The organism is Streptomyces sp. NPDC002851 (assembly GCF_053591935.1).
This window is the reverse complement of record NZ_JBSFUT010000019.1, coordinates 139,167-163,652: the sequence shown is the minus strand read 5'-3', so window position 1 is coordinate 163,652 and position 24,486 is coordinate 139,167. Positions and strand designations below refer to the sequence as shown.

At 71.5% G+C, this 24,486-nt stretch carries 15 protein-coding genes and 2 pseudogenes; 5 read left to right on the top strand and 12 right to left on the bottom strand.

Annotated elements, in window-relative coordinates; all coding sequences use genetic code 11:
- The 4 genes and pseudogenes from ACWD10_RS21500 to fdhD all read left to right on the top strand — a co-directional run.
- Positions 1-315, top strand: a pseudogene (locus tag ACWD10_RS21500) (serine hydroxymethyltransferase); the annotation flags it as partial.
- Between the two features lie 137 nt (positions 316-452).
- Entirely contained in the window at positions 453-1,835 is a 1,383-nt protein-coding gene (locus ACWD10_RS21495; RefSeq protein WP_451093272.1) for an L-serine ammonia-lyase, read from the top strand.
- 3 nt (positions 1,836-1,838) lie between these two features.
- Positions 1,839-2,828 carry a GTP 3',8-cyclase MoaA gene (gene moaA, locus ACWD10_RS21490; protein ID WP_451093270.1) on the top strand — a complete coding sequence of 330 codons (990 nt, stop codon included), beginning with the start codon at positions 1,839-1,841 and terminating at the stop codon, positions 2,826-2,828.
- Positions 2,829-2,899: 71 nt separating this feature from the next.
- Complete coding sequence (fdhD, locus tag ACWD10_RS21485; protein WP_451093268.1) at positions 2,900-3,754, top strand: formate dehydrogenase accessory sulfurtransferase FdhD; 855 nt, start codon at positions 2,900-2,902, stop codon at positions 3,752-3,754.
- A 32-nt stretch (positions 3,755-3,786) separates the two neighbouring features.
- Here the strand turns inward: fdhD and ACWD10_RS21480 are convergent, their stop codons facing one another.
- The 7 genes and pseudogenes from ACWD10_RS21480 to ACWD10_RS21450 all read right to left on the bottom strand — a co-directional run bounded on the left by ACWD10_RS21480 (position 3,787) and on the right by ACWD10_RS21450 (position 15,716).
- Positions 3,787-6,081, bottom strand: coding sequence for an FdhF/YdeP family oxidoreductase (locus ACWD10_RS21480; RefSeq protein WP_451093266.1), 2,295 nt, complete (start codon positions 6,079-6,081; stop codon positions 3,787-3,789).
- Between the two features lie 107 nt (positions 6,082-6,188).
- Complete coding sequence (locus ACWD10_RS21475) at positions 6,189-7,313, bottom strand: aromatic ring-hydroxylating oxygenase subunit alpha (RefSeq protein WP_451093264.1); 1,125 nt, start codon at positions 7,311-7,313, stop codon at positions 6,189-6,191.
- Between the two features lie 72 nt (positions 7,314-7,385).
- Positions 7,386-8,003: a sarcosine oxidase subunit gamma gene (locus tag ACWD10_RS21470; RefSeq protein ID WP_451093262.1), complete on the bottom strand. Its 618-nt coding sequence runs from the start codon at positions 8,001-8,003 to the stop codon at positions 7,386-7,388.
- Positions 7,996-11,129, bottom strand: a pseudogene (locus ACWD10_RS21465) (sarcosine oxidase subunit alpha family protein). Before ACWD10_RS21465 ends, ACWD10_RS21470 begins: the two are co-directional and overlap by 8 nt.
- Before the next feature lie 11 nt (positions 11,130-11,140).
- A complete protein-coding gene (locus ACWD10_RS21460) occupies positions 11,141-12,373 on the bottom strand; it encodes a sarcosine oxidase subunit beta family protein (protein ID WP_451093260.1) in 1,233 nt (410 codons plus the stop codon).
- Positions 12,370-13,251 carry a bifunctional methylenetetrahydrofolate dehydrogenase/methenyltetrahydrofolate cyclohydrolase gene (locus tag ACWD10_RS21455; RefSeq protein ID WP_451093258.1) on the bottom strand — a complete coding sequence of 294 codons (882 nt, stop codon included), beginning with the start codon at positions 13,249-13,251 and terminating at the stop codon, positions 12,370-12,372. Before ACWD10_RS21455 ends, ACWD10_RS21460 begins: the two co-directional genes overlap by 4 nt.
- 26 nt (positions 13,252-13,277) lie before the next feature.
- Entirely contained in the window at positions 13,278-15,716 is a 2,439-nt protein-coding gene (locus tag ACWD10_RS21450) for a GcvT family protein (protein WP_451093256.1), read from the bottom strand.
- 284 nt (positions 15,717-16,000) lie between these two features.
- Here ACWD10_RS21450 and purU point away from each other — a divergent pair, with 284 nt between their 5' ends.
- Positions 16,001-16,873, top strand: coding sequence for a formyltetrahydrofolate deformylase (gene purU, locus ACWD10_RS21445; protein ID WP_451093254.1), 873 nt, complete (start codon positions 16,001-16,003; stop codon positions 16,871-16,873).
- A 162-nt stretch (positions 16,874-17,035) separates the two neighbouring features.
- On the opposite strand, the gene folP is transcribed toward purU, so the two are convergent.
- The 5 genes from folP to ACWD10_RS21420 form a co-directional block, all read right to left on the bottom strand.
- On the bottom strand, positions 17,036-17,947 hold the full coding sequence (gene folP, locus ACWD10_RS21440; RefSeq protein ID WP_451093253.1) for a dihydropteroate synthase: 912 nt from the start codon (positions 17,945-17,947) through the stop codon (positions 17,036-17,038).
- Positions 17,944-19,140 (bottom strand): NAD(P)/FAD-dependent oxidoreductase, encoded by a 1,197-nt coding sequence (locus ACWD10_RS21435; RefSeq protein ID WP_451093251.1) that lies wholly within the window; start codon positions 19,138-19,140, stop codon positions 17,944-17,946. The genes folP and ACWD10_RS21435 overlap by 4 nt, the downstream gene beginning before the upstream one ends.
- A gap of 183 nt (positions 19,141-19,323) precedes the next feature.
- A complete protein-coding gene (locus ACWD10_RS21430) occupies positions 19,324-20,376 on the bottom strand; it encodes a chorismate-binding protein (RefSeq protein WP_451093249.1) in 1,053 nt (350 codons plus the stop codon).
- Between the two features lie 156 nt (positions 20,377-20,532).
- A complete protein-coding gene (locus ACWD10_RS21425; protein ID WP_451093247.1) occupies positions 20,533-23,904 on the bottom strand; it encodes a tetratricopeptide repeat protein in 3,372 nt (1,123 codons plus the stop codon).
- Positions 23,901-24,389: a hypothetical protein gene (locus ACWD10_RS21420; protein WP_451093245.1), complete on the bottom strand. Its 489-nt coding sequence runs from the start codon at positions 24,387-24,389 to the stop codon at positions 23,901-23,903. The genes ACWD10_RS21425 and ACWD10_RS21420 overlap by 4 nt, the downstream gene beginning before the upstream one ends.
- Positions 24,390-24,486 lie beyond the last annotated feature (97 nt).

Genomic DNA, 24,486 nt, shown 5'->3' with positions numbered 1-24,486 from the left:
GGCGGTACGGACGTGCATCTGGTCCTGGTCGACCTGCGCAACTCCGAGCTCGACGGACAGCAGGCCGAGGACCGCCTCCACGAGGTCGGCATCACCGTCAACCGCAACGCCGTCCCCAACGACCCCCGGCCCCCGATGGTCACCTCGGGCCTGCGGATCGGCACCCCGGCGCTCGCCACCCGCGGGTTCCAGGCAGAAGACTTCCGCGAGGTCGCCGACGTCATCGCCGAGGCACTCAAGCCGTCCTACGACGCCGAGTCGCTGAAGGCCCGGGTCGCCGCCCTCGCCGACAAGCACCCGCTCTACCAGCGCTAAGTGCGCACGCGGCCGGTGAACGCCGCGGTGGCCCATCCCCGTTCCCATCCAGGTCCGGGCGGCGGAAGATCCGCCCGCCCGGACCTGCCCCCTTCCCGCCAGGACGCCCCGTCCTCACGCCTCGCAGGAGACCCGCCGTGGCCATCTCCGTCTTCGACCTCTTCTCCATCGGCATCGGCCCATCCAGCTCGCACACCGTCGGCCCGATGCGGGCCGCCCTCATGTTCACCAGCCGCCTGAAGAGCGAGGGCCTGCTCACTGACACGGCCTCGGTACGCACCGAGCTCTTCGGCTCCCTGGGCGCCACCGGCCACGGCCACGGCACCGTCAAGGCCGTCCTGTTGGGCCTGGAGGGCCACTCCCCCCGCACGGTCGACGTCGAGAAGGCCGACGGCATCGTGGAGCGCATCCGTACCACCGGACGACTACGGCTCATGGAGACCGAGATCGGCGCGGACCACGAGATCGCGTTCGACGAGTCGACCGAGATGATCCTGCACCGCCGCCGCTCACTGCCGTACCACGCCAACGGGATGACCCTCTTCGCGTACGATGCCAAAGGCGCCCCGCTGCTCGAGAAGACGTACTACTCGGTCGGCGGCGGCTTCGTCGTCGATGAGGACGCGGTGGGCGCGGACCGGATCAAGCTCGACGACACGGTCCTGCCGTACCCGTTCTCCACCGGCGACGAGCTGCTCCAGCTCTCCCAGGAGACCGGCCTGTCCATCTCCGCGCTGATGCTGGAGAACGAGAAGGCCTGGCGCACCGAGGACGAGATCCGCGCGGGTCTGCTCGAGATCTGGCACGTCATGCAGGGCTGCGTGACCCGCGGCCTCTCGCGCGAGGGCATCCTGCCCGGCGGCCTCAAGGTCCGCCGCCGCGCGGCGACTTCCGCCCGGCAGCTGCGCGCCGCGGGCAACGCGGAAGCGTACGCCATGGAGTGGATCACCCTGTACGCGATGGCGGTCAATGAGGAGAACGCGGCCGGTGGACGGGTCGTGACCGCTCCGACGAACGGCGCGGCCGGGATCATCCCCGCGGTCCTGCACTACTACGTCAACTTCGTGCCCGGTGCCGACGAGGAGGGCGTGGTCCGCTTCCTGCTCGCCGCGGGCGCCATCGGTCTGCTGTTCAAGGAGAACGCCTCCATCTCCGGCGCCGAGGTCGGCTGCCAGGGCGAGGTCGGCTCCGCCTGCTCGATGGCCGCGGGCGGCCTCGGCGAAGTCCTCGGCGGCTCCCCGCAACAGGTCGAGAACGCCGCCGAGATCGGCATGGAGCACAACCTCGGCCTGACCTGCGACCCGGTCGGCGGCCTGGTGCAGATCCCGTGCATCGAGCGGAACGGCATGGCCGCGGTCAAGGCCGTCACCGCCGCCCGTATGGCTCTGCGCGGAGACGGTCGCCACCACGTCTCCCTCGACAAGGTCATCAAGACCATGAAGGACACCGGCGCCGACATGAGCGTCAAGTACAAGGAGACCGCCCGCGGCGGCCTCGCCGTCAACATCATCGAGTGCTGAAGCGTGCTCGTCGACACCTATGGTCGCGTCGCCACGGACCTGCGGGTCTCCCTCACCGACCGGTGCAATCTGCGCTGCACCTACTGCATGCCCGAAGAGGGCCTGCAATGGCTGGCCAAGCCCGATCTGCTGACCGACGACGAGATCGTCCGGCTGATCCGCATCGCGGTCACCCAACTCGGCATCGAGGAGGTCCGCTTCACCGGAGGTGAGCCGCTGCTTCGCCCCGGCCTCGTCGGCATCGTCGAGCGGTGCGCCGCCCTCGAACCGCGCCCCACGATGTCGCTGACCACCAACGGCATCGGCCTCCAGCGCACCGCCCGGGCACTCAAGAGCGCGGGCCTGGACCGCGTCAACGTCTCCCTCGACACCCTGCGCCCCGACGTCTTCAAGACCCTGACCCGGCGCGACCGCCACCACGACGTGCTGAAGGGGCTCGACGCGGCGCACGCGGCCGGACTCACCCCGGTCAAGGTCAACGCGGTCCTGATGCCCGGCCTCAACGACGACGAGGCCCCCGAACTGCTCGCCTGGGCCGTGGCGAACGGCTACGAGCTCCGTTTCATCGAGCAGATGCCGCTCGACGCCCAGCACGGCTGGCAACGCGACGGCATGATCACCGCCGAGGACATCCTGGAGAGCCTGCGCAGCCGCTTCGTCCTCACCCCCGAGGACGCGGACGAGCGCGGCTCCGCCCCTGCCGAGCGGTGGCTGGTCGACGGAGGTCCGGACCGCGTCGGCGTCATCGCCTCCGTCACCCGCCCCTTCTGCCGCGCCTGCGACCGTACCCGGCTCACCGCCGACGGACAGGTGCGCAACTGCCTGTTCGCGCGGGAGGAATCCGACCTGCGCGCACCGCTGCGCGCCGGCGCTCCGGACGAGGAGATCACGCGGCGGTGGAAGCGGGCGATGTGGGGCAAGAAGGCCGGATCGGGTCTGGACGATCCGGCCTTCCTCCAGCCCGAGCGGCCGATGTCGGCGATCGGCGGCTGACCACTCCTCGGGGACCACCACCACATCCCTCGTACGAGCGAAGAACACCAATGAGACTGGAGTGAGGTTCGATGGGACGGGTCACCGAGCGACGGCGCGTCATACGGATCCGCGACGGTGCGGTGAGCACCCGCCCGGACAGCCTCGTCGCGGAGGAGCCGCTGGAGATACGGCTGAACGGCAAGCCGCTGGCGATCACCATGCGTACGCCCGGCGACGACTTCGCGCTGGCCGCCGGGTTCCTGGTGAGCGAGGGCGTGCTCGGCCGGGCCGACGAGCTGGCGAACATCGTCTACTGCGCGGGGGCGACACAGGACGGTTCGAATACGTACAACGTCGTCGACGTGCGGCTCGCCCCCGGCGTGAAGGTGCCCGACATTTCGCTGGAGCGGAACGTCTACACCACGTCCTCCTGCGGTCTGTGCGGGAAGGCCAGCCTGGACGCCGTACGGACCACGGCCCGGTGGCCCCTGTCCGGCACCCCGAACACGGTGCGGGTCGAGCCCGAGCTGCTTGCCGCTCTGCCGGACCGGCTGCGGGCCGCGCAGCGGGTGTTCGACCGGACCGGGGGCCTGCACGCCGCCGGACTGTTCTCGCCCGAGGGCGAGCTGCTCGATCTGCGTGAGGACGTGGGGCGGCACAACGCCGTGGACAAGGTCATCGGCCGCGCGCTCCAGTCCGGTGAACTGCCGTTGTCCCGGAGCGTGTTGCTGGTGTCCGGCCGCGCGTCCTTCGAGCTGGCGCAGAAGGCCGTCATGGCGGGCATTCCGCTCCTTGCCGCGGTCTCGGCGCCGTCCTCGCTCGCCGTCGACCTCGCGGCGGAGACCGGGCTCACGCTGGTCGGCTTCCTGCGCGGCAGCTCCATGAACGTGTACGCGGGTGAGCAGCGTCTCGCCCTGGGGCGCGGGCCCCAGGGCGTTGCGTGACGACTGACGACTGCCGAAACCCAGGGCGGGCCCTAGAGAGCCCGTTCCAGGCGGACCACGATGGACTTGGACGTGGGGGTGTTGCTGATGTCCGCCGTACTGTCCAGGGGAACGAGGACGTTGGTCTCGGGGAAGTAGGCGGCGCAGCAACCGCGCGGGGTGGGGTATGCGACCGTGCGGAAGGCCGGGGCTCGGCGTTCCACCCCGTCGGAGAACTCGCTGACGATGTCGACCGTTTCGCCTTCGGCCAGGCCGTGTTCGGCGAGGTCGTCCGGGTGCAGGAAGAGCACCCTGCGGCCCTGGTGGACGCCGCGGTAGCGGTCGTCGAGGCCGTAGATGGTGGTGTTGTACTGGTCGTGTGAGCGGAGGGTCTGGAGGAGCAGCCGCCCCTCCGGGATCCGCAGCACGTCCAGCGGGTTGACGGTGAAGTTGGCGAGCCCGGTCGCGGTCGGGAAGCGCCGCTCGTCCCGCGGGGGGTGGGGCAGCGCGAAGCCGTCCGGCTCGCGCACCCGGGCGTTGAAGTCCTCGAAGCCGGGGATGACCCGTTCGATCGCGTCCCGGATCCGGTCGTAGTCGGCCTCGAACTCCGCCCAGGGCACCTGCGGACCGTCGTCCCCGAGGGCCGCCCGCGCCATCCGGCAGATGATCGCGGTCTCGCTCAGGAGGGCGTCGGACGCGGGCGCAAGGCGCCCTCGCGAGAGGTGCACCATGCCCATGGAGTCTTCCACGGTGACCAGTTGAGGGCCGTCGGGCCGGAGGTCGGCTTCGGTGCGGCCCAGGCAGGGCAGGATCAGCGCCTGCCGTCCGGCCACCGCGTGGGACCGGTTGAGCTTGGTGGAAATCTGCACCGTGAGCTCGCAGTTACGCAGGGCGCGCTCGGTGAGCTCGGTGTCCGGTGCGGCGGAGACGAAGTTGCCGCCGAGGGCGACGAAGACGCGTACCTGTCCGTCCCGCATGGCCCGGATCGTCTCCACGGCGTCGTGGCCATGGTGACTCGGCGGTACGAAGCCGAATTCGGCGCCGAGCGCGTCGAGGAAGGCGGCGTCCGGCTTCTCGTAGATGCCCATGGTCCGGTCGCCCTGGACATTGGAGTGCCCGCGGACGGGGCAGAGGCCGGCGCCGGGGCGGCCCACATTGCCGCGCATCAGGAGGAAATTGACGACCTCGCGGATCGTCGGGACGGAGTGGCGGTGCTGGGTGAGGCCCATCGCCCAGCAGACGACGATCTTCTTGGCGGCCAGTACCTCCTGGAACGCCTCCGTGATCTCCTGCTCCGAGAGGCCGGTGGCCTCCAGAATGTCGTCCCAGGACGCCTTACGGGCCTGGTCGGCGAAGTCCTCGAAGCCGTGGGTGTGGTCGGCGATGAAGGCGCTGTCGAGGACGGTGCCGGGAGCGTCGTCCTCCGCCTCCAGGAGCATACGGTTGAAGGCCTGGAAGAGGGCCTGGTCGCCGCCGAGCCTGATCTGCAGGAACTGGTCGGAGAGTTGCGTGCCGCCGCCGAGCACACCGGAGGGCTTCTGCGGGTTCTTGAACCGCAGAAGTCCCGCCTCGGGGAGCGGGTTGACCGAGATGATGCGGGCTCCGCGGTCCTTCGCCGTCTCCAGGGCCGAGAGCATCCGGGGGTGGTTGGTGCCCGGGTTCTGCCCCACGACGAGGATCAGGTCGGCCTCGTACAGGTCCTCCAGGTGCACGCTGCCCTTGCCGATGCCGATCGTCTCGACCAGCGCGGAACCGCTGGACTCGTGGCACATGTTGGAGCAGTCCGGCAGGTTGTTGGTGCCGAAGAGCCGGACGAAGAGCTGGTACGCGAAGGCGGCCTCATTGCTCGCCCGGCCGGACGTGTAGAAGGCGGCCTGGTCCGGGGAGTCGAGCGCACCCAGCTCCCGGGCGACGACGGCGAATGCCTCGTCCCAGGAGATCTCCTGGTAGCGGTCGCTCCCGGCGGGGCGGTACATGGGGTGGGTGAGGCGTCCCTGCTGACCGAGCCAGTAGTCGCTGCGCTCCGCGAGCGACGTCAGCGTGTGCTCGGCGAAGAAGTCCGGAGTGACCCGGCGCAGGGTCGCCTCCTCCGCCACCGCTTTGGCGCCGTTCTCACAGAACTCGGCGCGGTGCCGGTGCTCGGGCTCCGGCCAGGCGCAGCCCGGGCAGTCGAAGCCCTTCTTCTGGTTGACGCTCAGCAGGGTCAGCAGACTGCGGCGGACCCCCATCTGCGCATGGGCGTGGCGCAGCGAGGAGGTGACCGCGGGAACGCCCGCGGCGTAGTCCTTCGGCGGGCCCACCCGCAGACGGGAGTCGCCGGGGTCCTCAGCAGGTGCCTTGCGGGTCATCGGTAGCGCTCCGCGGTGTGTGGGAAGTGGGAGAGATGGGTCGGGTGCCGGGCGGCGAGGGGATGTCCCCCCGCTCGCCCGGCACCCGTACTGGGGCTGTGGTGGAGCTAGCGGGTGCCGATGCGGTCCTTGACCCAGTCGTTGAATTCGCCGATGTGGTGCTCGCTGGGCACCAGCACGCCGCCCTTGGCGTACATGCGCGAGCTCATCGCGGGCTGGCAGCGCTCACAGGCATCGAAGTCCTGCCGGTTGACCCGGTCGAACAGCTCCACCGAGCGGCTGACGTCCTTGCCGCTCTCGACGACGTGCGGCAGGTAGAGCCAGTCGCACTCCACGATCGTGCGATCGGCCGCCACCGGGTACATCCGGTGGAAGATCACGTGGTCGGGGACCAGGTTGATGAACACCTGCGGCCGCACCGTGATCGCGTAGTACCGGCGGTCCTGATCCTCGGCGACACCCGGAATGCGGTCCAAGCCCTCCGAGCCGTCAACGGTGAATCCCTTGACGTCGTCTCCGAACTCCGCGCCGTGGCCCACGTAGTACTGGGCCGCGAAGCCGTCAGCGAACTCCGGGAGCACCTCGGTGAGTTCGGGGTGGATGGTCGCGCAGTGGTAGCACTCCATGAAGTTCTCGATGATCAGCTTCCAGTTCGCCTTGACGTCGTAGACGATCCGCTTGCCGAGCTCAAGGTTCTCGATGTCGTACGCGCTGATGGACTCCGCGTCCCCGAGCCGCGCCACCACATCCCCGATCACCGACTCCTCGAACGAGGGCGGGTTCTCGGCCAGGCACACCCACACATAGCCGAGCCACTCGCGCACCGCCACGTTCGCCAGGCCGTACTCGGTCCGGCCGACATCGGGCATCTTCGTCAGGTTCGGGGCCGCGATGAGCTTGCCCTCGAAGTCGTAGGTCCAGGCGTGGTACGGGCACTGGAAGGACCGCTTCACCTCACCCGACTCCTGCGTGCACAGCTTCGCGCCCCGGTGGCGGCACACATTGAAGAAGGCGCGGACGGAGTTGTTGCGCGTCCGGGTGATCAGGATGCTCTCCCGCCCCACGTCCACGGTCTTGAACGCACCCGGCTTGTCCAGGTCCGCGGAGCGCGCCGCGCAGAACCACATCGACTCGAAGATGCGCTCCTGCTCCAGACGGAAGATCTCCGGGTCCGTGTAGTGGTCACCGGGGAGAGTCGCGATCAGGCTCTCCGGAAGTCCGGTCGTAGTCATAGTTCACCTCGAAGGGAAGTGCTTTGGATAGGTAGATATGGATCGAAAGGGCAGGGGGGCTCCGGGTTCCCTTCAGCTCCCCTGCCGGGCCGGTGGCTCGATCTGTTCCGTCACGGCGTCGAGGAGCCAGTCGGCGAGGTAACCGGCGAAGGACGAACGGACCAACACCCAGAAGCCGGGCTTGAGTTCGTCACGAGGCACGAGGACGACCTGGGCCCGGGCCAGCGTGGTCTGGGCGCAGCGGCCGGCCCCGAAGACCCGCGGGTGCAGGTCGAGCGAGCAGCCGTGGGCGAGCAGGTCGCGGGAGCGCGGTCCGGCGACGAGCAGCGTGGTGCGTTGTGCGGATACGTCGACGACCGCGGCGGGATCGTCGCCGATCGCGGTACGCAGGCGCGCGATCAGGTCGGCGCTTGTCGCGGGTGGCCCGACGATGAGCCATTCCTCCGGGCCCAGCCACAGCACGGCCAGCTCACCACCGCGGCTGACGGTGTTGGGTTCGAGCGGCAGCGCAGTGCCCAGGGCCAGGCCGACGGCGTCCGCCGCCGCGCTCTTGGGGTCGAGGCGCACCGTGACCTGGGTGAGGAACGGGAGTTCCGCCAGGCGCAGCGCCCCGCCCGAGGAGCGGGTGACCTCGGCGAACCGGTCCGCCACCGGCGCCAACGGGCTGCGCCGGATCGTGGTTTCAGCCATCGCGGCGTGCCCCCTCAGGGTCGTAGAGAACAGGGCTTGTGACGGTCACCGGCACGAGGGCGCCGCCCACCCGCGCGTACAGCCGCTCGCCGATGCGGTCCCGGCCGCCCTTGATGAGGGCGAGCGCGAAGGTCCGGTCGAGCGCCGCACTGCGGTAGCTGGAGGTGACGTGTCCGAGCATCGGCACCGGCGGCTCCGGGAGCCGGTCGGTGGCGATCAGGTGCGTGCCTTCGCGCAGCAGCGTGCCGGGCTCGTCCGGGAGCAGGCCGACGAGGTGCTTGCGGTCGGGTCTGCTGTTGTCGGCGCGGGCGAAGGAGCGCTTGCCGACGAAGTCGGGCTTCTTCTTGGACACCACCCAGCTCATGCCGAGGTCCTGCGGGGTCACCGTGCCGTCGGTGTCCTGGCCGACGATCAGGTAGCCCTTCTCGGCGCGCAGTACGTGCATCGTCTCCGTGCCGTACGGGGTGATGCCGAGCGGCTGTCCCGCTTCGTACAACGCCTCCCACAGCGCAAGCCCGTCCCACGGCGAGACGTTGATCTCGTACGCGAGCTCGCCGGAGAAGCTGATCCGGCAGACGCGCGCCCGGATTCCGGCGACCTCGGTGTCGCGCCAGGCCATGAAGGGGAAGTCGGCGGCGTCGACCGCGAGCTCGGGTGCGAGTCCGCTCAGGACGTCGCGGGAACGCGGGCCGACGAGGGCGACGGTCGCCCACTGTTCGGTGACCGAGGTGCAGTGCACGCGCAGCTCCGGCCACTCGGTCTGGAGCCACTCCTCCATCCACTCGAGTACGGCGGCGGCGTTGCCCGTGGTGGTGGTCACCAGGAAGCGGTCGTCGGTGAGGCGGATGACGGTGCCGTCGTCGAAGACCATCCCGTCGGGGCGGCACATCACGCCGTAGCGGATCATGCCGACCTTCAGGGTGCTCATCATGTTGGTGTAGAGCCGGTCCAGGAAGACGCCCGCGTCCGGTCCTTGGACGTCGATCTTGCCGAGGGTGGAGGCATCCATGAAGGCGACGCCCTCGCGGGCGGCGGCGCATTCGCGCAGCACGGCCGCGTCCATGTCCTCGCCGTCCTGCGGGTAGTACCACGGGCGCTTCCACTGCCCGACGTTCTCGAAGAGAGCGCCGTGGGCGACATGCCAGTCGTGGATGGCGGTCGTACGCACGGGGTCGCTCAGGACGCCGCGGTCGCGGCCCGCGAGCGTGGCGAAGGCGACGGGCGCGTACGGGGCGCGGAACGTCGTCGTGCCCAGGTCGCCGACGTCGACACCCAGGAGGTGGGCGATGGCGCCGCTGGTGAGCACGCCCGAGGTCTTGCCCTGGTCGTGCGCCGTGCCCGCCGTGGTGTAGCGCTTGACGTGTTCCACCGAGCGCATGCCCGCGCCGGTCGCGCGCGCCAAGTCGTCCACGGTGACGTCGCGTTGCAGGTCGACGAAGGCGCGGGCGGTGTCCGTTCCGGGGACGACGAACAGCTGGGCACTGGCCGCGCCGGGCTGCTCCGCCGTCTCGGGGAGCAGCGGGCGCTCGGGCGTCCGGAAGCCCTCGGCCTCGATCGCCCGGGACGCGGCGTCGGCCCCGTCGGCCAGGCAGGCGGCCAGGCCGGAGCGGCCCGCGGCGGCGCCGGCGACCTCGACCGCCTGACGGCAGCTGGCGGCGTCGGGCACGAAGGACCCGGCCGTGTCGTCGTACCGCAGTTTGCCGCCCGCCTGGCTGAAGAGGTGGACGACGGGGTTCCAGCCGCCGGAGACGAGCAGGAGATCGGCCTCGATCCGCCGCGGTTCCCCGGCCAGGGCGCCGTCGACCAGCGCAGCGACCGTCACCGACGAGACGCGGGGCGCGCCCTCGGTGTTGGTCACCGCGTGGCCGGTCAGTACGCCGATTCCGGCCTGGGCGGCGGAGCGTGCCCACTCCCCCGCCTCGGCCCGGCTGTCGACGATCGCCGCGATGTCCACGCCTGCCGCGGCGAGGTCGAGGGCGGCGGCGTACGCGCTGTCGTTGGTGGTGAAGACGACCGCGCGGCGGCCCGGGGCGACGCCGTACCGGTTGACGTAGGTGCGCGCGGCACCGGCGAGCATGACGCCGGGACGGTCGTTTCCGGCGAACGCGAGGGAGCGTTCGTGGGCCCCGGTCGCCAGGACGACCCGTCGGGCGCGGATCCGCCACACGCGCTCACGGGCAACGTGTGCGGGCGCCGCGGCACCCAGGTGGTTGGTGCGGCGCTCCACGGCGAGGACGTAGTTGTCGTCGTAGTGGCCGAAGACCGTGGTGCGGCGAAGCACCCGCACCTCGGGGGTGGCGTCGAGCCCGCGGGCGACCTCGGCCGCCCAGTCGGCGGCGGTGTCGCCGTCGAGGGACTCGGAGCTGCCGAGCAGACTGCCGCCCAACTCCGGCTGGTCATCGGCGAGGATGACGCGCGCCCCGACACGGGCGGCGGCCGCCGCCGCGGCCAGACCGGCCGGTCCCGCGCCCACGACCAGGAGGTCGCAGTGGGCGTGGACGGCGTCGTAGCGGGCCGGGTCGGGCTCGGTGGCGAGCCGCCCCTGGCCGGGCAGGCTGCTCGCGGCCAGCCCGTCGTACAGCTCGACGGTGGTCGCCGGAAGCATGGGCTCCGGGAACGGGGCGTCGATCTGTACGACGGCGTTCGGCTCCTCGGCGCCCGCGGCGAAGATGCCGCGCGGGCGGCCGAGTTTGACGCTGGTGGCGGCCTGGTGCACGCCGTTGGCGAGGAGCGCGGAGGCGAGCGTGTCGCCCCGGTAGCCCTCGTACTCGACGCCGTCGAAGCGGAAGCCCAGCGGCTGGTCGCGGGCGATCCGGCCCCCGGCGGTCAGGCGGAAGGTCTGTTCGGTCATGAGGTCACCGGCCTCGGCTCGCCGACCCGGTACACGGCGAGGATTTCGTTGGTCGCCGTGTCCCGGACGGCGTTGAACCAGCTGCGGCAGCCGTCGGCGTGGCTCCAGCGCTCGGGGAAGGGCCCCTTGGTGTTGTCGCGGTAGAAGAGGTAGCGGGCCCACTCCTCGTCGGTCAGGGCCGCGGGGTCCTCGGGGTAGGTCACGTGGGCCTGGCCGCCGTAGTGGAATTCGGCCTCGTCACGAGGCCCGCACCAGGGGCAGGGAATGAGCATCATCGTGCGGGCTCCTAGTGGGCGACCGCGGCCGCGCCGTGCTCGTCGACGAGCGCGCCGGTGGTGAAACGGTCGAGCGAGAAGGGTGCGTTGAGCGGGTGCGGCGCATCGTGCGCGATGGTGTGGGCGTAGACCGAGCCGAGCCCCGGCGTGGCCTTGAAGCCGCCCGTGCCCCAGCCGCAGTTGACGTAGAGCTGGTCGACGGGCGTGAGCCCGACGATCGGTGAGGCATCGGGGCTGACGTCCACGATGCCGCCCCAGGTGCGCAGGATGTGCGCGCGGGCGAACACCGGGAACAGCTCCAGTGCCGCGGCCATCTGCTCCTGAATGATGTGGAACGCCCCGCGCTGGGTGTACGCGTTGTACGCGTCGATGCCCGCGCCCATGACCAGCTCGCCCTTGTGGGCCTGGCTGACGTAGACATGCACCGCGTTGGACATCACGACCGTGGGGTGCACGGGCTCCAACAGCTCGGAGACGAGGGCCTGAAGCGGGTGGCTCTGGATCGGCAGCTCGAATCCGGCCATGTCGGCCAGGACGGAGGAGTGGCCCGCGGCGCACAGGGCCACCTTGCCCGCGGCGATGGGGCCGAGGGTGGTCTGTACGCCGGTCACCCGGCCGCCGCTGATGTCGATGCCGGTGACCTCGCAGTTCTGGATGAGGTCGATCCCGGCGGCGTCGGCGGAGCGGGCGAGGCCCCAGGCGACGTGGTCGTGCTTGGCGATACCGGCGCGCGGCTGATAGGTCGCGCCGAGCACCGGATAGCGCACATCGGGCGAGACGTTGACGATCGGGCAGACCTTGGCGACCTCGTCCGGTTCGAGCCATTCGGCGTCGACACCGTTCAGCTGATTCGCCTCGACGCGGCGCACGCTGTCGCGTACGTCCTGCAGGCTGTGCGCGAGGTTGAGCACGCCGCGCTGCGAGAACAGGATGGGGTAGTCGAGGTCGTCGGCCAGCCCTTCCCACAGCTTGAGCGCGTGCTCGTAGATCCCGGCGCTCTCGTCCCACAGGTAGTTGGACCGGATGATGGTGGTGTTGCGGGCCATGTTGCCGCCCGCGAGCCACCCCTTCTCCAGGACGGCGACGTTGGTGATGCCGTGGTTCTTGGCGAGGTAGTGCGCGGTGGCGAGGCCGTGGCCACCGCCGCCGACGATCACGACGTCGTACGACCGCTTGGGCTCGGGCGTACGCCACAACCAGTCGGGGTGCTCGGGAAGTTCGGCACCCGGGGTGCGGGGACTCATGACGGGACTCCTGAGGCGTGCGGGACGAGACCGGCAGCGCGTTCGGCCGCCTCGACGACATTGGCGAGCAGCATCGCCCGCGTCATGGGGCCGACACCGCCGGGCATCGGCGCCATCCATCCGGCGACCTTGGCGACGTCCGGATGCACATCACCGAGCAGGCCCTCGTCCGTCCGGGTAATGCCGACATCGAGGACGGCGGCGCCGGGACGGACCATGTCCGCGGTGACAAGCCCCGGTGACCCGGCACCCGCCACGACGACATCGGCTTCCCGGGTATGCCAGGCAAGACCCTTCGTGCCGGTGTGGCACAGCGTCACCGTCGCGTTCTCCGACTTACGGGTCAGGAGCAGGCCGATGGGCCGTCCGACCGTGACACCGCGGCCGATCACGCAGACCCGGGCCCCGGCGAGCGGGACGTCGTGGCGGCGAAGCAGCTCGACGATGCCGCGCGGGGTGCAGGGCAGCGGGCTCTCGACACCGAGGACGAGGCGGCCCAGGTTGACCGGATGCAGGCCGTCGGCGTCCTTCGCCGGGTCCATCCGCTCCAGTACGGCGTTGGCGTCGAGCCCGCGCGGCAGCGGCAGCTGGACGATGTAGCCGGTGCACGCCGGGTCGGCGTTGAGCTCGTCGATGACGCGCTCCACCTGCTCCTGCGTGGCGTCGGCGGGCAGATCCCGCCGGATCGAGGCGATCCCGACCTGCGCACAGTCGCGGTGCTTGCCGCCCACATAGGCGTGGCTGCCGGGGTCGTCACCGACCAGGACCGTCCCGAGGCCGGGTACGACTCCGCGCTCGGCCAACGCCGCGACACGGCCGGCGAGTTCGGTGCGGATGGCGGCCGCGGTGCGGCGCCCATCAAGGGTGCGTGCGTTCATTTCTACTTCCCTTTTCTCGCCTCTACCTAGCCGCGCAGGCGCTGCATCTTCGGGTCGAACAGCGGCTCCTCGCCGACGACGGCCGGGATGAGCTGATCGAAGTAACCGATGTGCAGGGTGCGGCCGGGGGTGGCGAGTTCCGCGGGCAGCCAGGCGTAGGCGATGCCCTTGCCGATCGTGTATCCGTACGCGGCGCTGGTGACGTAGCCGACCGGCCGGTCCCCGTCGTAGACGGGTTCCTTGCCCATGACCACGGCCTGCGGGTCGTCGATGGTCAGGCAGGTCAGGCGGCGGGTGACAGCGGCGGCGCGCCGCTCGAGCGCCGCCTTCCCGAGGAAGTCGCCCTTGTCCATCTTCACGGCGAAGCCCACACCGGCCTCGTACGGGTCGTGCTCATACGTCATGTCGGTGCCGAAGGACCGGTAACCCTTCTCCAGGCGCAGGCTGTTGAACGCGCCCCGGCCTGCGGCGATGCCGCCGTACGGCCGCGCCGCCTCCCAGAGCGTGTCCCAGAGCTTGAGGCCCATGTCGGCGGTCGTGTACAGCTCCCAGCCGAGCTCGCCGACGTACGACAGGCGCATCGCGGTGACGGGGACGGAACCGATGTACGCCTGCTTCGCGCGGAAGAACTTCAGGCCCGCGTTGGAGAAGTCCGCGTCGGTCAGCGGCTGGAGCACCTCGCGGGCCTTCGGGCCCCACAGGCCGATGCAGCACGTGCCCGAGGTGATGTCGCGCACCTGGACCGACCCGTCCTCGGGCAGGTGCCGGGTGAACCAGTCCAGATCCAGTTCGCCGTTCGCGCCGACCTGGAACCGGTCCTTCGCGAGGCGGGCGATCGTCACATCGCTGCGGATCCCGCCGTCCACGTCCAGGAGCAGCGTGTACGTGACCGAGCCCACCGACTTGTCGATGTTTCCCGTCGTCAGGTACTGCAGGAAGGCGGCAGCCCCGCGGCCGGTGACCTCAAGGCGCTTCAGTGCGGTCATGTCGTACATCGCGACGCCCTCACGGGTCGCCTGCGCCTCGGCGCCCACGATCGGCGACCAGTAGCGGGCCGCCCAATCGTTCGGCGTGGGGATCTCCCGCCCCGCCAGCAGGGGCTCATTGGCGGCGTACCACTGGGGCCGCTCCCAGTTGTGCGCCTCCAGGAAGAGAGCACCGAGCTCCTGCTGGCGGGGGTGGAAGGGGCTGGTGCGCAGAGGCCGTGGCGCACCAGCCGGCTGGAGGGGGTGGAGGATGTCGTAGACCTCGACGAAGTTCTGGCAGTCGCGCTCGAGGACGTACTCGGGGGCGAGCTGCTGGGGTTCAAAGCGGTTGACGTCGAACTCGTGCAGATCGAAGGTCGAGCAGTGGCCGTCGACGAGCCATTCGGCGACGGCGCGGCCGACTCCGGCGGAGTGGGTGACCCACACGGCCTCGGCGACCCAGAAGCCCTTGACGTCCGGGGACTCGCCGAGCAGCGGCAGGCCGTCGGTGGTGAAGGAGAACAGGCCGTTGATGCCCTCCTCGACCTTGGCGTCCTGCGTCACGGGCAGCAGCGACTGCGTCTCGGTCCAGGCGTCCTCGAAGTCCTCCTCGGTGAACTTCAGGACCGACGGCATCGCGTCGGCCTCGTCCACGGAGAGGATGTCGTCGGCGGAGACCGGCATGGGCCGGTGGCCGTAGTAGCCGATGCCGAGCTGGTCGAAGCGGTCGCGGTAGTACAGGTCCGCGTCCTGGTGCCGCAGGATCGGGCGGACCGCCTCCTCGGTCTGTCCGGCGAGGGCCGGGACCGTGCCGGTCCACGCGAGCTGGTGGGCCAGCGGGGTCAGCGGCAGGTTCATGCCGACCATGCGGGCGACCTTCGGGCCCCAGATCCCGGCGCAGCACACCACGATGTCGGCGGGGATCTCGCCCTGGTCGGTGACGACGCCGGTGACGCGCCCCTCGCTCTGCTGTACGTCGAGGACTTCGTGGCCGCCGAGGAACCGGACGCCACGGCCCTTGGCGGCCCGGATCTGCGCCTCGACGGCGAGCACGGCCTTGGCCAGGCCGTCGGTGGGGATGAGGAGTCCGCCGAGGACGCGCTCGCGGGCCACCAGCGGGTGGAGCGCCACGCACTCGTCGGGCCCTACGAGCCGGGAGCCGACGCCCCAGGAGGTGAGCCAGCCGTGGCGACGCTGGAGTTCGCTGAGGCGCTCGGGGGACGTGGCGACTTCGAGGCCGCCGACCTGCAGGAAGCAGGGCTGGCCGTCGACATCGAGGGAGCAGAACTTCTCCACCGTGTAGCGGGCCATCTCCGTCAGCGCCTTCGAGGGGCTGGTCTGGAACACCAGGCCCGGCGCATGTGAGGTCGATCCGCCGGTTGCGGGCAGCGGCCCTTGATCGACCACCGTCACCTCGGTCCAGCCCCGGACGGACAGCTCATCGGCCAGCGCAGCCCCCACGACGCCTGCACCGATGATGACCACACGCGGTCCCGCCATCGCCAACCACCCTCCTATCTCGAACCCGTTCGTATGTTGCTTCATGTGCAACACACATCGGCTTGCGCAACACAGTGCGTTTTCCCCAGAGCCGCTGTCAAGGGGTCACGGAAACTGATTCCGTCAGCGGATCGAGAACGTCGACGCGGGGCGGATCCAGCGGGCCGACTTCGCGCGCAGAGACGTCGGGGCGAGCTCTTGACACCGGCCGCCACAGCCGGACTATGTTGCGTATCAAACACAACGTTGCGCATGGCGCACCCTGAGAAGGCCCGGTGTTCTCAATGTCTCTTCGCTCGCAACCCGGCCGCGAGTTCGTGCTCACGCTCTCGTGCCCCGACCGCTCCGGCCTCGTCCACGCCGTCACCGGCTTCCTCGTCCAGCACTCCGGGAACATCCTGGAGAGCCAGCAGTTCGACGACCGGCAGCAGGGCCGCTTCTTCATGCGCGTGCACTTCGACGTCTCGGATCCGAGCGTGTCCCTGGACGACCTGCGTTCCGGTTTCACGCCGGTGGCGGAGGCGCTCCAGATCTCCTGGAAGCTGCACGACGCGTCGACCCCGACCCGTACGTTGATCATGGTGTCGAAGTTCGGCCACTGCCTGAACGACCTGCTCTTCCGGCAGAGCACCGGGGCCCTCAACATCGAGATTCCGGCGATCGTCTCCAACCACCGCGACTTCGAGCCGCTCGCGCAGAGCCACGGGATCCCGTTCCACCACATCCCGGTGACCCGGGAGACCAAGGCCGACGCGGAGGCGCGGCTGCTTGAACTCGTCGCCGAACTCGACGTCGACCTCGTGGTCCTCGCCCGCTACATGCAGATCCTCTCGGACGACCTCTGCAAGCAGCTCGACGGCCGCGCCATCAACATCCACCACTCGTTCCTGCCGAGCTTCAAGGGCGCACGGCCGTACGCGCAGGCGCACGAGCGCGGCGTCAAGCTCGTGGGCGCCACGGCCCACTACGTCACCCCGGACCTCGACGAGGGCCCCATCATCGAGCAGGACGTCATCCGCGTGGACCACTCACAGAGCGCGGACACCCTGGTCACCCTGGGCCGCGACGTCGAGGCCCGGGTCCTCGCCCGCGCCGTGGAATGGCACAGCGACAGCCGGATCATGACCAACGGCAACCGCACGGTGGTCTTCCGCTGAGCGGTCGGCTCATTTCTCCAGGGACCTGAAAGCGTCTCGCCCATGAACTGGGCGAGACGCTGAGTTTCGGCGTACGACCGATCGAGTAGCCCGTGCAGGTGAGGTCTCCCAGGCGGGCGAGGCCCCCGTAGGCGGGCGAGGTCCCCTGTGCTGCCGAGGTCCTCACACCAGGGGTGTCAGTCCCGCCGGGTCGGTGACTTCGAGGCCCCAGCGGGCGGTCACCCGCACCGCGTCCATCGTCGAGGCGACGTCGTGCACACGCACACACCAGGCGCCCTGCGTGGCGGCCAGGACGGACACCGCGGAGGTGGCCGCGTCCCGCAGCTCCGCCGGGCGGGGAGAGCCCGTTACCGGGTCCGCGAGCAGCTGCCCCAGAAAAGACTTGCGGGCCGCACCCACGAGCATCGGATAACCGAGCGCCGCGACCTCCCGCAGCCGGCCCAGCAACTGCCAGTTGTGCTCGGGCTGCTTGGCGAACCCAAGGCCCGGGTCGAGGATGAGGCAGTCCGGCGAGATCCCGGCGTGCAGTGCCGCCTCGACCCGCAGCCGCAACTCGTCGACCACGTCGGCGACCACGTCCGCGTATACGGCGTTCGCCTGCATGTCCGCGGAGTGCCCGCGCCAGTGCATGGCCACGTACGGCGTCCCGGCCTGGGCGATCAGGGGCAGCATCTCGGGGTCGGCGCGGCCGCCCGAGACATCGTTGACCAGCCAGGCACCGGCCTCGATGGCCCGCGCGGCGACCTCGGCCCGCATGGTGTCCACGCTGATGAGCGCGCCCGCGGCGGCGAGCTCGCGCACGACCGGCAGTACGCGCCGCAGCTCCTCCTCGACCGACGGGCGCGCGGCGCCGGGACGGGTCGACTCGCCGCCCACGTCCAGGATGTCCGCGCCCTCGTCGAGCAGCGCCAGGCCGTGCGCGACGGCCCGTCCCGGGTCGTACCACCGCCCGCCGTCGGAGAACGAGTCGGGCGTGACGTTCACAATGCCCATCACCAGAGTCCGGGCGAGCCGGGGAAGCCCCCGCGGGTACAGCGCGGGGGCTCCCTGGCTCGGTCGGGTCGCGGTGCTCATGCCGTTTCGACGTGGGCCACGGGGGTGACGAGCTGCCGACGCCAGCGCGTGAAGAGCTTGGCCCGGTTCATGCCCAGGACGGCGACCGGCTGCCCGGCACTCCAGTAGACCGCGAGGAAGCTGCGGTCGGCCGGGCTGCCGTCCTCGATCGTCACGCTGTCGGCCATTGCGGTGTTCCCGGCGACCTGGATCCGTACGCCGTACTGATCGGACCAGAAGTAGGGCGGGCGCGGCGGATCGAACGGGGCGTGGCCGCCCGAGAGCAGGGCGGCCACCGCCGCCGCCGGGCGCTCCTGGGCGCCGCTCCAGTGCTCGACCCGGCGATGGGTGGCGGTAGCCGGGTCGTACCAGGCCGCGCAGTCCCCGACCGCGACGATGCCGGGGACGCTCGTGGTGCCGTTGGCCCAGCAGCGCACGCCGTTGTCGAGGATGACGTCGGATCCTTCGAGCCAGTCGGTGTTGGGAATCGCGCCGATGCCGAGCACGACGATGTCGGCCGGGATGCTGCTGCCGTCGTAGAGCAGCACCTCCGCTACCCGCTGCTCACCCGTCACCCCGCTCACACCGGTGCCGCACAGCACGTGCACCCCGTGATCGGCGTGGACCGAGGAGATTTCCGCTGCCATGTCCGGCCAGAGCGGACCGGCGAGCGGCGCGGGCCCCTCCACGACGAGCGTCACGTCCAGGCCCATGCTCTGAGCGGTCGACGCCACTTCGGCGCCGACGAACCCGCCGCCGACGACCACGAGCCGGCCGCCGCGCGCCAGGTCCTCCCGCAGGGCCCGGGCGTCATCGAGGGTGCGCAGGACGTGCACACCGGCCAGGCCCTCGCTGCCGGGCAGGGTCCGCGCCGAGGCTCCCGTGGCGATCACGATGCCGTCCGCCCGCACCTCCGTGCCGTCGGCGAGTCGTACCGAGTGGTCCCCGGTTCCCGAGTGGTCCGCGGTTCCCAGACCGACGGCTCGCGTGCCGAGAATCCACTCGGCCTCGAGGTCCTCGTCTTCCTCCTCCAGGGCGAGATCGGCCTCGTCCACCTTGCCGGTGAGGAACGCCTTCGACAACGGCGGCCTGTCGTAGGGGCGGTGGGGCTCCTCGCCAATGATGACGAGGCGTCCGTCATAACCCTGCCCGCGCAGCGAGCGGGCGGCGGACAGTCCGGCGAGCGAGGCGCCCACGATGGCGACGGACTTCATGCGAAACCTCCGAGCAAAGTGCGGGAGTACGGCAGGGCGGCAGGTTCAGTGACGGCGTCGGACGGAACTACCGTGGCCATATTGCGTATAGAGAAACATGATGCGTTATGCGCAACGAGAGTCTGCGGGGCGGTCCGGAGCCCTGTCAAGGCGCCGAAGCGGGCAACCCAGGACGGCTCCAGCTCAGTGGTGCCCCGCCGTCTCGTGCACGCTCGATGCCAGGGCCAACAGCCGGGAGGCCTTGAGTTCGGTCTCGTCCCACTCACGCTCCGGATCGGAGCCCCAGGTGATCCCGGCGCCCGTGCCGAAGCGCAGTACCGGGCCGCGTGGGGTGACGCGGTCGATCCAGAACGTACGGATGCCGACGGCCAGTTCACCGGTACCGCGGTCCGCGTCCACCCAGCCGATGCCGCCGCAGTACGGGCCGCGGGGCGCGGTCTCGAGCGCATCGATGATCCGCAGCGCGCTGGACTTGGGGGCCCCGGTGACCGAGCCGGGCGGGAACGTACCGGCGAGCAACTCGGGCCAGCCCGCGCCGTCGGCCAGCTCGCCGCGCACGGTGGAGACGAGGTGCACCAGGCCGGGATGCGCCTCGACCGCACAGAGGGCGGGGACGGTCACGGAGCCGGTGGCACAGACCCGCCCCAGGTCGTTGCGGACCAGGTCCACGATCATCACGTTCTCGGCGTGGTCCTTGTCGAGCAGGTCGGCCTCGGTGCGGCCGGTGCCCTTGATCGGCCCGGACTCGACGGTACGGCCCGCGCGGCGCAGGAAGAGTTCGGGCGAGGCGGTGGCCACCTCGACGCCGTGGCCGGGAAGCCGGACCGTACCGGCGTACGGGGCGGGGTTGCCGCGGGCGAGCAGCGCGGTCAGCGCGTCGACATCGGCGGCGACCGGTTCGGGCAGCGGCGCGGACAGCACCCGGCAGAGGTTGGCCTGGTAGACCTCGCCCTGGGCTATGTGCTCGCGGATACGGCGTACGCCCGCGGTGTAGGCGGCGCGGTCGAGCGACGAGGTCCAGTCGGCGGGGTCGGGCCCGCGCCACGCCCCGGGGACCGGCTCGGGCACCGGCTCGCGGCGCACGTCACCGAACCGCGCGCAGACCAGGCGACCCTCGAAGTCCGCGACGACGGCCCAGAAGCCGGAGGAGTCCAGGGCGGCGGGGTCGCTGGTCACCTCGCGCAGATCAGTGGCGACGAGGCCGCCGAAGCGGGCCAGCGGGGTGAGGTCGTACACGGTGGTGAGTCCAGTGAGCTCGTTGTTTGTACAGAACGGATAGTTGCTTAATATGGAACAAAAATCTCCATACGCAACGAGCATCGGGCAGGGGGAACCCCTGGTCAAGGGGCCGCGACGAAACGGATGTCGCTCCCCGCCCGACCGTCGGCCGGGTCAGTCCACGACGATCCCCGGATAGCAGTGCTCGTGGTGCCAGTCCGGGGCCACCGGGTAGCCGCAGTGGCAGAGTTCGGGCCGGGCGGGCTCGCCCCGGGCGCGCCGGGCCAGGGCGGCGATCAGGGGCTGGCGGTCCAGCCAGGACGCCGCGTCGTCGCGGTCGGTCAGGCCGAGGGCCTCCGGCGTCACGTCGAGCCCGTCGGTGAGCAGCTCGACGAGCGCGTCGGCCTGTTTGCGGATGAAGCGCAGGACGTTGCCGCAGTAGGACGGGGACATCTCGTCCAGGCGGTGGCGGCGGTCCTGGACGTCCTGCCAGACCTCGTCCTGGTTCAGGAGGTGCACCCAGTGATCCTCCAAGGTCCAGCGTGCCGCGGGCGCGACGGGCCCGCCGCTGCTCGCGGCCCGCGCCAGCTCCTGGGTCTCCACGGCCTCTTCGAGGGCCCGGCAGTACTCCGCGTGGTCCTCGGCCGCGAGGCGCCGGTAGATCGCCACGGACGCGTCGGCGTCCCGGCGCGCGGCGGCGAGGTCGCCCTCGGCGCCGAGCCGGGCCTGGGCCGACTGGCGCAGGACCTTCGCGTGGTCGCTCTCGTACCGGACCGGGTCGGCCGCCGCGAGCCGTGCGGTGATCCCCGCCGCCTCGTCGGTCAGGGCGAGGGCCTCCCGGTAGCGCTGTAGCCGCCCCAGATAGCTGGCGAGCCGCGACGCGAGGTCGGCCAGGACGGGCTCGTGCACCGTCGGCGCCACCGCGGCGAGCCGACGGGCGGTCGCGACCGCTTCCTCGAGCGCGGCGACCGCCTCGTCCCTGCGCCGCGACGCCCACAGCAGCAAGGACAGGTTGCCCAGGCACTGCGCCAGCCCGGACTCGTCGAGCACGAACGCGCGGGCGAGCAGCGACCCGGCGGGCGGACCGGCCGCGAGTCCGCGCCGGGCGAACTCGATGGCCCGCTCCTGCGCGGCCACGGCGTCCGAGAGGCGGCGCAGCTGCCAGGAGAAGATCCCGAGGTTGTTCAGGGCGAGCGCGAGACCGGTCTCGTACCGGTCCGGGTGGGTCGCCGTCAGCCGCCAGAAGATCCCGACCGCCTGCTCCGTGGGCGCCATGGCCCGGTCCGGATAGCCCGCCGCGGCAAGACCCCGGCCCACCTGTGCGAGGGCCAGGGCGAGACCGGGCTCGTGGGCCACCGGGTCCGCCGCTGCCAGGTCCTGGAAGAGCGCGGCAGCCTCCTCGGCCGCGTGCAGGGCGCGGTCCGGGGCGTCGGCGTCGAAGGCGTGCTGGGTCAGGTGCAGCAGCGCGGTCGCCAGGGCCGGGGACGGGGAGGTGGACGAGGGTGTGGATATGGACAGAGGCTGAGACGGAGACCTGTGCGCACCGGAAGCCGCCCCCTCCCGGGACGCGCCCCCGGCAGCCGCCGCCTCCCGGAAGCAGCGCACCGCCTCCTCGTCCGCGGCCAGTGCCTCCCGTGCCCGCCCGGCCCGGCCGAGCCGGAAGCCGAGGCCCTGGTGCAGGCGGCCGCGCTCGGCGGGGTCGACGGTGTCGGGGAGGCGTTCGGCGACCAGGCGGGCGGTGAACGTCGCGATGCCCGCGTCCAGGTCGAGCTGCCCGAACTCCGGGAAGCAGGCCGCCACGGAGGCGAGTACGGAGACCGGAAGCGCGGCCTCGGCGAGCGCCGTGAGGGCCGCGCTGCCCGCGGCGACGGCCACCGACGGGTCCTGCCGCAGGATCTGCTCCAGGTGCCCGGCGACGTGCGGCCAGCGCCCCGGTGCCGCCGCGGCGGCGAGGAACGTCAGGCCGCGCGTGACCGACGGCGGAACCGCGCCGTCCGGGCCGCGGGCGCTGAGCGTGCGCGCGGTCGGCGCCGCCCAGGGCGTGGCCGGGTAGCCGGTCACGCGGTGCCCGTCGAGGCTGAGGGCGAGGAAGTCCTCGGCGAGCCGGTCCGGGTAGAGGGGTTCGAGCACGGCGCCCGGCTCCGCCGCCGGGTAGCAGGTGCCGTGGTCGGTGAGCAGCCGCTGCGGCCGGGCCAGGCCGAGACCCGCGAGCAGGGCGCTGCCGTCCCCGGGTGACGCGGCGCCGGTGAGGGCGGCCGTGAACACGACGCGGTCCATGTCGCTCGGCGGGGTGGCGAAGTCCAGGCCCTCCAGGCGGTTCTCCCACAGCCGGGTCCAGTGCCGCCGCTCCCGGTTCAGGAGGTACGCGGAGAGACCGGCCAGGTCGTGCGGGGCCGGTTCGTGGCGTACGTGGGCGTCGACGGCGACCAGGGCGGCCATGTGCACCGCGAGGACGAGCCCGAACTCCTCCCGCTCCAGGTCCTTCGGGGGTGCGATCACGGCCGGGTCGGACACGCCGTACCGGGCGGCGAAGCAGTCCCGGGCCGCCGCGAACATGGCCGACCGGGCCCGCGGGTCGCCACCGGGGGTGCCAAGACCGCCGCCGGAGGTGCCAAGGCCGCCACCGGAGGCGCCCAGAGGCCCAAGCTCCTGGTCCCGGGTCCCGGCCATGACGTCCTCCAGGGCGGAGCGCACGGCGGGCCAGGCGGTGGCCGAGCGGGCGAGCAGCAGCAGCCGGGTCGGCAGCGGCCCGGCGAGAAGCCGGTTGCTGAACAGCCAGGTGAGGTGCGAGACGGGCCAGCGGTCCGCGTAGTCGACCACGAGGAGCAGGCCACGGGCCCCGTCGGGCCGCAGGTCCGCGCCGCTCTCCGGGCCAGGCCCTCTCTTCCGGATCATCCCGGCGTCGCGGGCCCTGGCACGCCCATCTGCGGCGTTGTCGTCAGTTGCCGACGCTCCGCGTCGCCGCCCTCCTCCGCCTTGCAGCTGCACGCACCAGACCCCGCTCGAGTCACCCGGAAGGCCCCGTCGTCCGGAGCCGGGCTGATCCGGAAGAGAGGACCTAGCGCTCAGGACGGCGCCCGGGCCGTGCGTGGCCGTGACGACCTTCCAGCCCGCGGCGGCGCTCTCGGCGGCGAACTCGTCGGCGAGGCGGCTCTTTCCGTGCCCACCGGGGCCGTGCAGCCACGTCGCCGAGAGCCGCGGCCCGGGGCCGTCCCGCCAGGCGGCGAGCTCGGCGCGCTCCCGCTCCCGGCCGGTGAAGTCGACCAGACGGTAACGGGCGTTGAGCATCCGGCTCGGCTGGTCGAGGAGCCAGGCGTCGTCCGGCGCGGGAGCCGCGCTCCGGTGCTCGCCGAGCAGGTAGACGGGCCCGCGGTCCGGGAAGACGTGCAGGTCGGCCCCCACGACGCCGTACCCGAAGCCGCTCTCCACCCGGATCGCCTGGTGGACGGCCGCCGCAGCGGCGGGCCCGGGCGGCGGCGGTGCGCCACCGCCGCCGCCCGGGGCCGCTCGGCGGCCCTCCTGTGCGCCCCCGTCAGCCGCGGTCACCGAGCGGCCCCGCGGGTGCTCTCACCCCCGGACTCCCCATCGTCCTCGGGTGGTTCGGCGGCCCGATCCGGTGCGGACTCGGGGCCGTGGTGGTGGTTGACGATGTTCCCGCCCTGCACCACGAACGCCTTCGCGTTGTCCCGGACGACGACGTCCTGCACCCACTTCGGGGCGCTGTTCCCGGCGGGCCGCACCTCCTCGATCAGGGCCCGCAGTTCGTCGGCCGCCTCCGGGTCGCGCCGCAGCAGTGAGCGCAGTTCGAGCTGCCACATCGGAAGCAGCGTCTGCCGCACCTCGTCGCTGTCCTCGGCCTCCGCCACGAGCCGTGCGTTGCTGTCGAGTTGGCCCTCGATCGCCTGCTGCCGGTCCTCGCCGCCGCGGCGCCGGAACAGCTCCGCCACGCGGGCGCGGGCGAGCGTCCACGAGTCGGTGGCCATGGCGCCGACCACGGCCGTACCGCCGGCCAGCACGAGTTCGTCGAGCACAATTCCTCCCTCTGCGGGCCCCGTTGAAGCCGCGCGTGCCGCGCACCCCCGCCCCGCACCGACGACCGTAGAACATCCAGCCGGAATCCGGGCGTTG